The sequence below is a fragment of the Actinomadura violacea genome, from assembly GCF_017573465.1.
GTDB lineage: Bacteria > Actinomycetota > Actinomycetes > Streptosporangiales > Streptosporangiaceae > Spirillospora > Spirillospora violacea.
In genome coordinates this window covers 349770-363325 of the sequence record NZ_JAGEPF010000001.1, presented here as the reverse complement: position 1 = coordinate 363325, position 13556 = coordinate 349770, and the positions used below count along the sequence as shown (strand labels likewise).

General features: G+C 74.4%; 11 protein-coding genes. 1 reads left to right on the top strand and 10 read right to left on the bottom strand.

Annotated elements, in window-relative coordinates:
- Nucleotides 1-41 precede the first annotated feature (41 nt).
- On the top strand, nucleotides 42-1562 hold the full coding sequence (locus tag J4709_RS54440; protein WP_208236120.1) for a hypothetical protein: 1521 nt from the start codon (nucleotides 42-44) through the stop codon (nucleotides 1560-1562).
- Here J4709_RS54440 and J4709_RS01800 read toward each other — a convergent pair.
- The 10 genes from J4709_RS01800 to J4709_RS01755 all read right to left on the bottom strand — a co-directional run bounded on the left by J4709_RS01800 (nucleotide 1547) and on the right by J4709_RS01755 (nucleotide 13492).
- On the bottom strand, nucleotides 1547-3766 hold the full coding sequence (locus J4709_RS01800) for a transglutaminase TgpA family protein (protein WP_208236117.1): 2220 nt from the start codon (nucleotides 3764-3766) through the stop codon (nucleotides 1547-1549). The two genes, J4709_RS54440 and J4709_RS01800, sit on opposite strands and share 16 nt — an antisense overlap.
- Nucleotides 3754-4893 (bottom strand): DUF58 domain-containing protein, encoded by a 1140-nt coding sequence (locus J4709_RS01795; RefSeq protein WP_208236115.1) that lies wholly within the window; start codon nucleotides 4891-4893, stop codon nucleotides 3754-3756. The genes J4709_RS01800 and J4709_RS01795 overlap by 13 nt, the downstream gene beginning before the upstream one ends.
- A 4-nt stretch (nucleotides 4894-4897) precedes the next feature.
- Nucleotides 4898-5878 carry an AAA family ATPase gene (locus J4709_RS01790; RefSeq protein ID WP_208236311.1) on the bottom strand — a complete coding sequence of 327 codons (981 nt, stop codon included), beginning with the start codon at nucleotides 5876-5878 and terminating at the stop codon, nucleotides 4898-4900.
- Nucleotides 5879-5900: 22 nt separating this feature from the next.
- Nucleotides 5901-7817 carry a YncE family protein gene (locus tag J4709_RS01785; RefSeq protein ID WP_208236113.1) on the bottom strand — a complete coding sequence of 639 codons (1917 nt, stop codon included), beginning with the start codon at nucleotides 7815-7817 and terminating at the stop codon, nucleotides 5901-5903.
- A gap of 218 nt (nucleotides 7818-8035) precedes the next feature.
- A complete protein-coding gene (locus tag J4709_RS01780) occupies nucleotides 8036-8743 on the bottom strand; it encodes a hypothetical protein (RefSeq protein WP_208236112.1) in 708 nt (235 codons plus the stop codon).
- 76 nt (nucleotides 8744-8819) lie between these two features.
- Entirely contained in the window at nucleotides 8820-9932 is a 1113-nt protein-coding gene (locus tag J4709_RS01775) for an aminotransferase class I/II-fold pyridoxal phosphate-dependent enzyme (RefSeq protein WP_208236110.1), read from the bottom strand.
- 294 nt (nucleotides 9933-10226) lie between these two features.
- Nucleotides 10227-10721, bottom strand: coding sequence for a DUF2079 domain-containing protein (locus tag J4709_RS01770; protein WP_208236107.1), 495 nt, complete (start codon nucleotides 10719-10721; stop codon nucleotides 10227-10229).
- Nucleotides 10700-11530, bottom strand: a complete 831-nt coding sequence (locus tag J4709_RS01765) for a DUF2079 domain-containing protein (RefSeq protein ID WP_208236105.1) — start codon at nucleotides 11528-11530, stop codon at nucleotides 10700-10702. The genes J4709_RS01770 and J4709_RS01765 overlap by 22 nt, the downstream gene beginning before the upstream one ends.
- Before the next feature lie 285 nt (nucleotides 11531-11815).
- Nucleotides 11816-12802, bottom strand: a complete 987-nt coding sequence (locus J4709_RS01760; protein ID WP_307800862.1) for a HEAT repeat domain-containing protein — start codon at nucleotides 12800-12802, stop codon at nucleotides 11816-11818.
- A gap of 30 nt (nucleotides 12803-12832) precedes the next feature.
- Nucleotides 12833-13492 (bottom strand): HEAT repeat domain-containing protein, encoded by a 660-nt coding sequence (locus tag J4709_RS01755; protein ID WP_208236101.1) that lies wholly within the window; start codon nucleotides 13490-13492, stop codon nucleotides 12833-12835.
- Between the last annotated feature and the right edge of the window lie 64 nt (nucleotides 13493-13556).

Here is a 13556-nt window from a genome sequence, read left to right as displayed (position 1 = left end):
CTTTCTGACGCCGATTCTGCGGGAGCACTGAGGAAACTGTGATGGTCACTGCGCCCAACGTCATCGTGGCGGGACATGCGGCCCTCGCGCGGAAGCTGCGCGCCACCGGACGGTTCCCGGCGGTGTTCGACGTCGCCTCCGCGACCGCGCTCCGGGAGCTGTCCCAGAGCGGCAAGGTCGGCTCCCCGGCCACGTTCATGTTCGGGCCGGACTTCGGCGAGGACCTCCCCGACGCGGGGGTCCCGGTGCTCGCCAACGGGCTGGCGGCGAGCGGGTTCACCGTGCTCGTGCACTCGGTCTTCAGCGAGCGCGGCGACGTCTTCGACCCGCGGGTGATCGCGGACATGGGGCCGCTGACCATGGGTGAGCTGCTGGCGCTGCTCACCCGGCCGAACGCCCGGCCGGCCCCGCGGCGTGAGCCCCCGGCCGAACCGCCGCCGCCCCCGCGGCGCGAACTCCTCATGGAGCCGCCGCCGGAAGCGTGGACGGCTCCGGCTCCGGCTCCGGCGCCCGAGCCCGCGCCCGCGCCCGCCCAGGCCGTCGCCACGGTGATCGAGCCGCAGCCCGCGCCCGCCGAGGAACCGCCTGAGGACGACTACCAGGACGTCACCGCACAGCCTTCCCCCGTCCCGGAACCCGCCGAGGTCACCGACTGGGACGTCGATTCGGTGGATGAGGGGGACGAGCTCCCCGACGCCCCCTATCCGACCCGCGAGCAGCGGACGGTGGAGAGCCCCGAGCAGCACGGCCGGCCGGAGGGCGGGGACGACCACCAGTACGTTGCCGCATACCCCGCCGAAGCACCGGGCCCCGCCGAAGCAGAGAACCTCGCCGGGCAACAGGGCGCCGCCGAGTGGATGTGGACGGAGACCGCGCCGGAACCCGAGCATTACACCTACACGGCGCCCGAGCCGGACCCCTACGCCTACACGGTGCCGGAACCCGATCAGGTGGTCTACACGCCGCTCGGGCCCGGGCCGCATGCCGGGCCGCCGCCGGAAGGCGGTCCCTACGGTGCTCCGCCGCAGGGGCCTCACCAGCAGAGTCTCGTCCCGGTGCCGAAGCCGCCGCGGTCGGGCTCGCGTCGCGGCAAGATCGTGCTGATGGCCGGGGCGGTGCTCGTGCTCGTCGCGGGGCTGACGGCGGCGGCCGTGCTGACGGCCGGGTCCGGGAACCCCGACCGGCACCCCGCGGCGGCGGCCACGCCCGCCGGGTCCTCCCCCGCGTCCGCGTCACCGCCCGCGGCGGCGGTGCCCACGTCCAGCCCGACGGCGGTGCGGCCGGCCGAGCAGTACAAGCCGGCGAACGTGCGGATCGTCGACAGCCGGGTCTCGATCGAGGTCAGCTGGAAGGACGCCACCGGCGGCAAGGCCTCGTACTACGTCGTCGGCGGCCCGCAGGGGCAGCGGCCCTCGACGCTGGCCAACACCCAGCCGGGCGCCACGAAGGTCGTGGTCGCCGCGCTGAACCCGAGCGTGGAGTACTGCCTGACGGTCGTCGCGGTGGTGGACGTCGACCGGGTCGCGTACGCCAAGCCGGTCTGCACTCACCGCGGCAAGTGAGCGGGCCGAGCGGCCCATAGCGGCGCGCGCGGGTCCCACCACCAGGTGAGGCGGCGCGGGATCGGCCGGGTGCGCCGCAGCCCGGTGGTCAGGGCGCGGACCTCCGCGACGGTGAACGCCGCGTCGTCCGGGGTGACCGCCCCGCCGAATCCGGCGGCGTCGACCAGGACGGCCAGCCGGTGCAGCCGCTCGGTGTCGGCGTCCGGCAGTTCCCTGGCGAGCCGCTCGGTCATCTCGGGGGCGGTGGCGGACGCGGGGACGGGCAGGCCCGCGATGCGCATCGACACCTGCATCTCGGTCCATGCGGACAGGATCCGGGCGGACGGGGCGCCCCGGCGCAGCCGGCGGAGCCGGATCGCGCGCAGTGACGGGACGCCCAGCAGGAGGGCGAGCAGGACGAGCAGCGGGAGCCCCACGAGGACGGGCAGGAGCAGTGTCCCGCCGGTGCCCGAACCGTGGCGTCCGTGCCGGGTCGTGCCGCCGCCGGTGAGGTCGTCGGACGTGGCCGAGTCCGGGTCGGTGCCGTCGTCTTCCGGCCGCTCGCTGGCGCGGGGTTGCGCGGCGGCCTGCGAGCGCTTGCGCGGGTTCGGGTCGAACGGCACCCAGCCGAGGCCCTCGAAGCAGATCTCGCCCCAGGCCACCGCGTCGCCGGTGCGGACGACGCGGTCGGTGCCGCCGGTACCCGGCCCGAATCCGACCACCACGCGGCTCGGGAGCCCGGCTTCGCGTGCGAGGACCGCGAACGCGCTGGCGAACTGCTCGGACGTGGCGCCGCCGCCCTTCTTGCCCGGTGCGACCAGCAGCCGGGCGAGTTCTCCGTAGCCGTGCCCGCTCGGGGCGCCCGGCTGGAAGGTGTAGGAGTCGCGCAGGTATTCGGCGAGGCGGGACGCGCGCTGGTACGCGGTGCCGTCGCCGGCGGCGGAGAGGGCGATGTCGGCGAGTCTCTTGGGCGCGCCGGGCGGCAGCCGGAGGTAGCGCTCGTATCCGGAGCCGGAGGCGGTCTCGGCGCGGGCCGCGGGGCGGTCGCTCCAGTCGGGGACGTTCCCGGTCGCCGAGTAGGTCCGGCCGGCGACGGGGCCGTCCGAGGAGAGCAGCGTGCCGGATTCCTCGTCGTCGCCGACGCCGATCCCGTTCACCCGGGTGGGGGTGCCGGGGACCGGCACCCACTCGCCGGGCAGGCCGCTGACCGAGACGCGGACCGTGGTCGGCGCCGTCTTCGGGGGCGTGTCCCTGGCGGGCGGCAGGACGGACCCGCTGGGGCGGTAGGTGCTGTCGGGCAGCCACACCGGTCCGGTGAACTCGCTGAGGGCGACCCACCGCAGGCTCGTCTCGGGTCCCTTCACCTGCATCAGGGGGGCGTTGGGTTCGGCCGACCAGGTCGACAGGTAGGACAGGGGGTTGCGCAGTTCGACCGGCGTCTGCGGCGCGGCGGCCCGGCGCGGGTCCGACGCGCGCGCCGACAAGCTCTCGAACGCCCCGGACGCGGCGGCCGCGTACACGGCGCCGGGCAGTGCGACCACGCAGGCCGCGGCGAGGGCCACCGCGCCGATGCGCGCCCGCCAGCGGCGCGGACCGGCCGCGGGTCCGTGGCCCGGCAGCGGCACGGCGAGCCCGGCGCGGGCGGTGTCCGGACGGGCCTCGGGAGCGGTCGCCAGCAGCACGGCCGCGGCGACGGCGAGCAGGGCGGCGGACTGGTAGCCGGGCCCGGACACCTGCGGGTTGAGCACCGCGGCCCCGCACAGGACCAGCGCACCGGGCAGCAGCGCCGGCAGGACGCGGCCGTCGTGGCGCAGCACCGTCCCGATCGCGCCGGCCAGCCAGACCGCGACCACCGGGAACGCCAGCAGGTCGACGGTCGCCGGGGCGTGCGGCGCGGTGGTCAGGATGCGGGCGCCGGAGTGCAGCAGCGCGTCCACGGCGGCGGGCACCGGGCCCTTGACGGGCCCGGGGGCCCAGGCGGCGAGCGCGACCAGCCAGAGCATGGCCGCCGGCAGCCCCGCCGGGATCGCGGCGGGGGCGATCCCGCGGGTCAGCCGGCGCGCCGCCGACGTCACCGCCACGGCCAGGGCCGCGGTGGCGGCGAGGACGGTGAAGACGGGGAACGGCCGGTCGTAGCCCGCCGCCAGCAGCGGCGCCGAGGCGGCGGCGGCCAGCGCGACCGCGGCGGACGACAGCGCGGTGCGGGCGAGGCTCACCGGGCCCACCAGCGGCTCTCGTTCCACTGCGCGGCGAAAGCGGCCGCGTCGGGGGCGCGCAGGAGCCGCGCCCTGCCCTGCGGCGCGAACGCTCCGTCGCCGGTGTCGCCGGTGCCGATCACGCCGACCAGCGAGAGGGTGCGCCGTGCGGCGAGCACCCGCATCGCCGCGGCGACGTCGTCGCCCGCCGCCCTGGCGGACAGCAGCACGACCACCGGCCCGGACGGGGCGGACCGCAGGCCCGCGCAGGCCGCCGGGAAGTCGGCTCCGGGCCGCGCCGGGGCCTCGGCGAGCACGTCCAGGTGCGCGATCGTGCCCGCGGACGCGGCCGAACGCGCGCCGCCGGCCAGCCGCAGCTCGACGGGGACGTCCGGGGCGGACGCCACGATCGAGGCCGCGGCCTCCGCGAGGGCGTCCAGCTCGTCGGGGCCGTACCGGTCGTCGACCAGCACGGTCATGCCGGGGCTCGTGGAGTCCATGTGCTCGCGGACCATCAGCCGCCCGCGGCGCGCGGAGGTACGCCAGTGGATCTGCCGGACGTCGTCGCCGGGGACGTGCTCGCGCAGCCCGGCGAACGCCCCCTCGGAGGCGCGGACCGCGGCCGACGAGGTGTCCCGGCCTCCGCCGCCGGCCGCGGGCACGGCGGCGAGCCGGTGGTGGCGCGGATGCACCAGCAGCCGGACCGGCACGTCGTCGGCCGGGCGGACGGCGCGCACCAGCCCGAGCGGGTCGGCGCGGACCAGGCTGAGCGGGCCGGCCTCGACCGCGCCGCGCCGCGGCGCCGACAGCAGGTACCGGACGCGGTCGCGGGCGGGGCCGAGCGGCAGGACGACCGCCGGTCCGGGGCCGGCGACGCGTTCGGCGACGGCGCTGCGGGCGCCGTCCCCCGGCGTGATGTCCAGGACGACGGTGACGGCCGAGCCGGCGCGGACCCGCGTGGCCGTGACCCGGCGGCGGACCCGGACGGCCGGGGGCCGTCCGGCGACGGGCACCGCCACCGCGACGGTCAGGACGGCGAGGGCGCCCACCACGGCCGGCGCCGGATAGCCGAAGCCGAGGCCGCCGCCGCACAGCAGGACCCCGGACGCGAGCAGCCCCCAGCCGCGGGCCGTGGGGCGGGGAGCGCTGCCGGCCATGCGGCTAGTGCCCGTTCCCCTGCGGGGCCGGGACGGGGACCTCGGCCAGGATGCCGTCCAGCAGCTCCGCGGCCTCCGCCGCGGTCGCGGCGCCCGACATCGGCACCAGCCGGTGCGCCCACACGGGCCCGACCAGGGTCTTGACGTCTCCGGGGGTGACGTACCCGCGGCCGTGGGACAGCGCGTACATCCGCGCGGCCCGGCACAGCGCCATGGACGCCCGCAGCGACACCCCGGCCCGCAGGTGCGGGTGCCGCCGGGTGCGCTGGGCCAGCCGCAGCACGTACTCGTAGACCGGGTCGGCGAACACGACGTTCTCGGCGGTCGGGCCGAGCCAGGCCATCGCCTCGGTGTCCAGCACCGGGGCCAGGTCCTCGGGGACGGCCAGGGCCGAGCCGCGCAGCAGCGACATCTCCGCGTCCTCGCCCGGGTAGCCGAGCGACAGCCGCATCAGGAAGCGGTCGAGCTGCGCCTCGGGCAGCGGGAACGTCCCTTCCAGGTCGACCGGGTTCTGCGTCGCCACGACGAGGAACGGGCGCGGCACCGGGTGCGCCTTCCCGTCCACCGTGACCTGCTCCTCCTGCATGACCTCCAGGAGCGCCGACTGCGTCTTCGGCGACGTCCGGTTGATCTCGTCGACGATGACGACGTTGGCGAACACCGGGCCGGGGTGGAAGTCGAACTCCCGCGTCCCCTCGTTGAAGATCGTCACGCCGGTGATGTCGGAGGGCAGCAGGTCCGGCGTGCACTGGACGCGGCCGACCGTCCCGCCGGTCACCGCGGCCAGCGCGCGCGCCAGCGTCGTCTTGCCCATGCCGGGCAGGTCCTCCAGCAGGACGTGCCCGCCCGCGGCGAACGCGGTGAGGATCAGCCGCACCGTCGCGGGGTCGCAGCGTGCCGCCGTCTGGACGCCCTCGGCCATCCGGTCGAAGGCGTCGGCCACCCGCACCGCCCCTTCCGGGGGGATCGCGGGCGTGGCGGTCATGGTGCTCACTGGGGTTGCCCTCCTAGCCGCAGTTGGCCCAGCCGGCCGAGGCGCTCGCGCCGGACGCGCCGCCCGAGAAGCGGACGCAGATCCCGGGCGCGTGGACGAAGACCGGTCCGGCGTAGTACTTGAAGGTGCCGCTGTCGCTCCCGGTCTTGCCGCCCGTCTGGCTCTGCAGGCGGACCCAGGCGCTGGTGCCCTTGCCGATGTTCGTGGTCTTCATCGTGACCGCGCAGTTGTTCTTGGTGGCGGCGCTGTAGAGCAGGTAGACCCGCCCGCCGGAGAACGACACCGACCGCTGGATCGTGTAGCTGCCGCCGCCGGAGGCGTTGCAGACCTGCTGCGGCGTGTACGGCTGGCGGGTCTGCGTGGGCTTCGGCTTCGGCTTGGTCGGCGTCGGCTTGTGCGTGGTCGGCTTCGGGGTGGTCGGCCTCGGCGTGGTCGGCTTGGGACTGCTCGGCTTCGGGGTGCTCGGCCGCGGGCTGGTCGGCTTCGGGCCGCTCGTGGTCGGGCCGGTGGTCGGCCGTCCGCCGGGGGACGGCCCCGTGCCGGTGCTCGGCGTCGTCCTCGCCGGTGTCGACGGGTTCGGCGCGTGCGGCGAACGCGGCGTGCGGGGCCCTCTGGGCAGGCTCGGCCACGAGGGCTGCGCGGGCGCGGTCAGGGTGGGCTTCCCCGGTTCGCTCGGTGTGGGCGCCTCGGGCGACCGGCTCGGCGTGCCCGGGTCGAACGGGTTCGGGAAGATCGGGTCGATGGGCGGCACCGGGATCTGCGGCGGGCTGTTCTCCCCGCCGCCGGGATTGCTCGGGCCGGACCCGCCGTGCCCCCGCCCGCCCGGGTACTTGCCGATCGTGCGGGCCGCGCCGTCGTCGCCGACGACGAGGGCGTCCGTGCTGCCCGGCGCGTTGACGAACAGGTTGCCCTCGCGGACCTGCACCTCCAGGTCGCCGCGCCCGGCCGGCATGTTCAGCACGCCGGTCTGCCGGCCGCCCGGCTCGAACACCCGGACCTGCCCCGTCGTCCGCACGGGCAGGTACACCTTGCCGGCGAACGGCACGGCGGGCTCCTGGACGGGGTCGCTCAGCGGGAACGACCGGACCGGGCCGTCCTTGCGCACGTCGCCGACCGTGACCACGGCGCCCGCGGCGGGCACGGTCACCGCGGCGAGCGGGCCGTGCGTGCGGTCCGGCACCATCGCGCCGTCGAGCGGCACGGGCGCGGTGAACCGGCGGGTGCCGTCGCTGGTCGCGACGACCAGGTCGCGGCCGCCGCGGTCGACGACGAGCGCGCCCCGGTCCAGCGCGGTGAGCGCGAGATCGTGGCCGGGCTCGGCGACCCCGGCGGTCTTGGCGACGGTGGCGCCCTGCTGGGTGACCTTCAGGGCGACGACGGTGCCCTGCCCGGGCGCCGCCACCCACAGCAGGCCGGCGTCGTCGAACTCGCCGCCGACCAGCGGGCCGGGCAGCTTCAGGACCGGGCCGACCGGGCGCAGCGTGGTCGGGTCCACCGCGCGGACGGCGCCGGAGGTGCGCTCGATCAGCGCGGCGGCGTCGGAGCCCATCGCCAGGTGCGGGTCGCCGCGGGTGCCGACGTCCAGCCGTCCGGAGAACCCGAGGCCGTTGAGGTTGATCGACGACACCCGGCCGGTGTCGAGGTCGTGGATCAGCAGGTACCGGTCGTTCTGGGTGACCTGCACGCGGTGGCCGCGGGCGTCGGTCACCTGGCGGCGCTGCTCGACCCGCCCGTTGTCGGGGTTGACCCGGTCGACCTCGCCGGCCGACCGGCTCCACAGCCAGGCGCTGCCGTCGGAGGCCGCGATGGCGAGGCCGGCCCGGCCACCGCCCAGCAGCGTGGCCATCAGCAGGGCGGTGGCCAGGAGCGCGGCGGCCCACCAGCCGCCGCGCGCGCGTACGAGTCCGCTGGCCTTCTCCCGCGCGCTCACGGCCGTCCCCCTGCCCCGCCGGCGTCACGGTACGGACGGTGAACCATGAACCGGACCGAACCGGGCGGGCGGAAGTGGCACCGGCTGCGCGCCGGTCGCCCCCACCGCCGCGGCACCGGCTCCTCGGAGCGCATGTCGACGGCCATCACGGCAGGTCTTCTCCACAGGTCAGAGGTACTCGCTGAACCGGTCGGCGAAAGGCCGGCCGCGCTATAGGTTCACTGTCCGGAGGAAGAGCGTTTCGGCAACCCGCCGTCCGGGACGAGAACCTCGCCGAAGCGGTGGTCCCGGGCTTCGAGCAGCCGCAGCGCCCGCTCGGTGAGGACGCCGCCCGGCCGTCCCGGACTCGCCTCGGCGAGCATTCCCTTCTCCCGGGCCAGCCGGACCCAGTTCGCCACGCTGCGCCAGCCGCACCCGGTGGCCTCCCCCACCTTGCGCACCGGGTCGGAGTATCCGAGGTCGACGTACCAGGAATAGATGGCGGCGACGAACGCGAAGAACTCGTCCGGACGGCCCGCCCTTCCGGGCCGTCGCACCGAGCGCGCGGTGCGGCCGATATGACGGGCCAGACCGTCGATCGTCTCCGAGCAGTAATCCTCTCTGGCGGTTCTCTCCACCATGCTCGACTCGGCCTTCGCCGCCCTGGAGATCCGCGCCAGCGGTATCGAGCGCAGGACGTCGACCGTGATGCCCTCGTCGATCTCCCCCGGCGCCGCTCCCGGCGCGCCCCTGATCACCATTTCCACCGGCCCGGCGGCGGCCGGAACCGGCCAGCGCATCGTCACTTCCCAGGCTCCGGCGACGAACCGGTGCTCGACGCCGGCGTCCTGCTCCGCCGGCCCCTCACCGGCCGCGCCGGCCCCGTTCTCCTCGGGGAGGTCCGTGGAGGCGATGGTCTCCGGCTCCTGCCGCTGCATGATGCTCATATCCCCTCAGAAGGTCGCGGGCGCCGGCACCGGCTCGCCCTGGCGTGATCGGTGGCCGGGATTTCCTCGTCCCGGTTCAAACGGACGTCGCGGTCTGTCCTCCGAAGGCGGTATGTGCTCCGAAGACCGCGAGCATGGCGTCGTTCTGCCGGTAGGTACCGATGCTGATGCGCACGGAATCCCCGGCTCCGGGGACGGCGCTGCAGTCGAGGATCCTGATGCCGGCCTGCCGCATGCTCTGCGTGAGCTCCTGCGGCCGGGCGACGTCGACCAGCAGGAAATTGGCGTCACTGGGGTGGACACGGGTGCCGGGCATCGCGCCCAGCGTGTCCTCGACACGGCGGCGTTCCTTGAGCAGGCGGCGGATGTTCGCATGCGCGTACTCGATCCCGGCCGGGGTGACGGCGGCCGTGACGGTGGCGATCGTCGACTGGGTCAGCGGGCGGGGAATGACGATCCGCCCGACGATGCCCACCACTTCCGGATGGGCGACGACGACGCCCACCTGCTCGCCCGCGAGGCTGTACTCCTTCGACAGCGTCCGCAGCACGACGAGATTCGGATGCGCGTCGATATCGCGGGACAACGGCGCGTCCCCGGAGTACTCGACATAGGTCTGGTCGGCGACGACGAGCGCCTTTCCGAGCAGTTCCGAGCACAGCCTCAGCACGTCCGCCCGCCGCACGAGATTGCCGGTCGGGTCGTTGGGCGTGCAGAGGAACAGCACCTTCAACCCCGGATCGGACCGGTGCACGTCGAGAATCCGGTCGACGTCGAGTTCGAAGCCCGCGTCCCCGCGCAGCGGCACCTCGTGGATCGCGACGGACTGGACCCGGGCCGAGACGGCATGCCTGCCGAACACGGGCGGGCAGACCAGGATGGAGTCCCGCCCGGCCGCGCAGAACGCGCGGACCAGGAGGTCCATCGCCTCATCGACGCCCCTGGTGATCAGCAGCCTTTCCCGGGGGGTGCCGAAGCATTCGGCGAAACGGTCGAGCAGGTGCCCCGGCTGCGGCTCCGGATAGCGGTTGTGCGGCAGGCCGTCCACGGTGCCGGGAAACGGCGGGTACGGGTTCTCGTTGGCGTCGAGACGGGTCGGGACGTCGCGCTCCGGCTGCACCGCCCGGCCCGGCCCGGAGGCGGCCATCGCCAGGATCTCCGGCCGCGCCAGCCTGGTGATCTCGTCCATCACGCGCCGCCCTTCCTGCGCGGACGGCCGCTCACCCCGGCGAGCGGCCGCCCCGGAGCGCCGTCGCCCCGCGGCAGGCGATCCCCCGTGGGACCGAGTTCCGACATGGTTCCCCCTTCTCCGGCACGCCGGACCCGACGGCGCGGGCGGCATACCTGGAGAACCGTTCGGCGCGAGCACCGAACCGCAACCCCCGCACGCCGATGCCGGCCCTTCCGCCGCGGTACGGAATCACCGCTGGTCACCAACCATGACCCGGCGGTCAGAAGATGGGTGCGGGCCTGCCCGGCCGGGTCAGTTCGAGGCGGGGCCGGTTCGGCGGAACAGGAGGATGCCGTCCTCGTCGCGGACGAGCCGGTAGCCCTCGGACGGGAGGGCTCGGAGCCGGGCCTGCTGCACGGGCGGTGGCGCGGGGAGGCCGGTCATGCGCTTGCTGTCCACGATCACCCAGTCGACCGGGCGCCGGTACTCGTCGGCGAAGAGCGTGACCTTGCATCTGCTGGTCAGTTGCGGTGTGAAGTTGTTGCTCGCGGCGACGCTCGCGCCGTCCGGGATGAGGGCCATGAGCCGATGGGCCTCGTCCACTCGCGCGGACGTCGTGTAAAAGGAGGCGTCGGTGAATTTCCAGAAGGGGAAGGACGGGAGAAAGGCGAGACCGATCGCGGCCACCGCCGCCGGCGCCAGGATCCCGTACCGGCGCACAAGTGCGTGTCCGCTGTCCCGGAGCCGTGGGACGGCGTCGATGAAGGCGACGAAGAGGATCGGCATCAGGGTGGCGTTGTAGTGCACGACGCCCGTGCTCCACAGGGCTGCAGCGTGCTCCCGTGCGAGCTCATCTGGTTCCAGTAGCCGTACTGCCCTGACGCGTTGAAATGCGGGATGATCACGGTGATGCTCAGGAGCAGGGCGGCCGGTCCCGCGAAGGCGGTCACCGCGCCGAGCCGGTACTGCTTCTTGAGCAGGAGGAAAAGGCCGACGGCACCGACGACCAGGCCCATGTCCTCTTTGACCAGCAGCAGCGGCAGCGTCCAGGCGACCCCCGCGCGCCACCGTCCTTCCGCGAGCGCGACGAGGGCGAACGCCAGGAGCGGGACGGCGAAGGCGATCTCGTGGAAGTCGAAGGAGACCGCGCCCTGGATGCCCCAGGACAGGCCGTAGGCGAGCGTCACGGCGATTCCTGCGCGGGCGCCCAGCCGGGCCGTTGCCAGCCGTGCCAGCGGAAGGGAGGAGGCGGCGATCAGGGCGGCCTGCGCGAGCAGGAGCGTCCTCGGGTCCCACCAGAGCCAGTACAGAGGCGCCAGCACCACCAGGATCGGATGGAAGTGGTCGCCGAGCAGATTGGTTCCGGGCCCTTTGAGCGGGACGATCGGCGCGTGAAAGCGAGCGTAGGCCTGCACCGCTTGGTCGAAGATTCCCAGGTCGTAGCCTGTGCTCTGCATCCGCCTGTGGCGCAGCAGCGAGAAGGCGGCGTAAACGGCGAAGAGTCCGAGCGCGATCGCGGCGCGCATCCCGCGGGGGGCGGCGGCGCGACGTGGGGCGACCGGCTCCGACGCGCTCTCAGGGGCGAGGGAGGCCGCACCGGCGGTAAGTTCGGACACGTTCCATCACCTCGGTCGCCGCGACATTCCGTTCGGTTCCGCACTGGAAACGCCGACGTCGACTCGTCGAACGTGCAGGTCACGAGACGTGGACGATCAGGCGCAGTCGCCTTCGAAAGCAGGAGCGACCGTGATGGAGTGGCCTATGCCAGAACGCCGTTCAGCGTTTTCGCCACCGACGGCGAAAAGGAACGCGTTGAAATTAACCTTAACGCCTATATGGTCCGGCTATGCCGAAATCCGACGGCATTGTGATCACGATCACCTCGTCCGTCGAATTTTCAACTAGTTTATTGCGGTTCGCCGCTCAAGGACGTACGCCGCGGTGAGCGCGACGCCACGGTCTTCGTCGTGGGACAAATCCGCCAGGGCGCGTAAAGCCGTGCTTCCCGGAATGTCGGCGAGCGCCTGGGCCAGCCGCCGGCGTGCGGGCGGCCCGCTCGTGCCGCGGGCGAGGCGGTCGACGAGGCCGGTGGCGATCCGGTCCGCCGACGCGGGATCGCCGGCCAGCGCGCTCAGCGCGTCGGCCGCGTCGGTGTCGTTCGTCCCCTCGACGATCATGCCGATCAGCGTCGGGATCGCGTCGCGCACTCCGCGCGGGCCGAGCGCCAGGGCGGCGTGCCCGCGGACGACGGCGTCGGAACTCGCGAGGGCGTTGCGCAGCAGGGTGGTCGCCTCGCCGGTCGGGATCTCGGCGATGGACTGGACGGCGCGTCTCCGCACTTCGGGCACCGGGGAGTCGAGACCGTCCGCCAGGAGCGGCAACGCGCCGTCGCCCGACTGCGCGAGCGCCCATCGGAGGGCACCGGCCACGTTCGGGTCCGCCTCGCTCAGCGCCGCCTCGGCCAGGGCGTCCACCGGGACGTCCGCGGCGGAGGAGAGGGCGGCGCGCTGGCGCTTGCCGGCGCTCTCCGACCCCAGCCCCTGGAGGAGCGCGACGATCTGGAGCACGTCCTCCCAGCCGACGGGTTCCGCGGCGCCGATCCGGCGGAGCCGCGTGAGCAGCTCCGTCTCGTTCGCGATGCGTTCGCGGGTCTGGCGGATGAGGTCGCCGACGAGGTCGGACGGCGCGAATGCGGGGTCGTCGAGCGCGCGCCCGACGTCGCGCAGGGACAGCCCCAATGAGCGCAGGCTCTCGATATGGAAGATCCGTCGGATGTCCTCGCCGGAGTACTCGCGGTAGCCGGCGCTGGTGCGGCCCGTGGGCCGCACCAGGCCGAGCGACTCGTAGTGCCTGAGCATGCGGGCGCTGACCCCGGACCGTCGTGCCACGTCCCCGATCAACACCGCGCATCCCCCCCTCTAACCGGTCGTACCCAGCGCCACGATGCGCTTCGCCTCGTCGATCGCGAACTCGAAACCGGCGTCCGGGTCGCGCAGCAGCCGTTCCGTGGCGATCGCGTGCGCGCGCACACGCGGGTCGTGAGCGGTCGTCGCGGTGCGCAGGGCCGGGAGTGCCGCCTCGCCGAGCGCGATCAGCGCCCGGCTCAGGCTGAGCTGCATCTCGCGCCCGCCGCGCCCGAGCTGGGACGACAGTACAGCTGCCAGCTCCACCGCCTCGCCTTCGGGCACGAGCACGACCGCCGCCCGCCAGGCGCTGCGCGCCACCTCGCCGTCGGCGTCGCACAGCAGCGCCCGCGTGATCGCCGGCCACGCCCCCCGGTCCCCGATCTTGGACAGCGTGTGCAGCGCCTGGCTGCGCGCCTGCGCGCGCTCCGAGCGGAGCTCGCCGACGAGCCCCGGGACGGTCAGCGACGCCGGATGGCGGGTCAGGGCCCAGGTGAGCATGTCGCGGACGTGGAAGTCGGGCTCGACCGCGCAGCGCTCGATGAGCCCGCCGACGAAGCGCGCGTCCGGAGCCGAGCCGACGGCCAGCGCCGCGCGCAGCCGCACCGACGGGTCGCCGTTCTCCAGCCCCCGCAAGGCCCTGGCCGTGTTCGTGTCCTGCTCCGGCATCGTCATCGGGACCACCTCCTTCCCCGCAGTGAAGTCCTTGTCACCGTGTCAAGGTCAAGCCGCCGGAGCG

Coding starts and splice junctions, on each gene's coding strand:
- J4709_RS54440 (WP_208236120.1), top strand. CDS start 42: ATGGTCACTGCGCCCAACGTCATCGTGGCGGGACATGCGGCCCTCGCG.
- J4709_RS01795 (WP_208236115.1), bottom strand. CDS start 4,893: ATGGCCGGCAGCGCTCCCCGCCCCACGGCCCGCGGCTGGGGGCTGCTC.
- J4709_RS01790 (WP_208236311.1), bottom strand. CDS start 5,878: ATGACCGCCACGCCCGCGATCCCCCCGGAAGGGGCGGTGCGGGTGGCC.
- J4709_RS01780 (WP_208236112.1), bottom strand. CDS start 8,743: ATGAGCATCATGCAGCGGCAGGAGCCGGAGACCATCGCCTCCACGGAC.
- J4709_RS01775 (WP_208236110.1), bottom strand. CDS start 9,932: ATGGACGAGATCACCAGGCTGGCGCGGCCGGAGATCCTGGCGATGGCC.
- J4709_RS01755 (WP_208236101.1), bottom strand. CDS start 13,492: ATGACGATGCCGGAGCAGGACACGAACACGGCCAGGGCCTTGCGGGGG.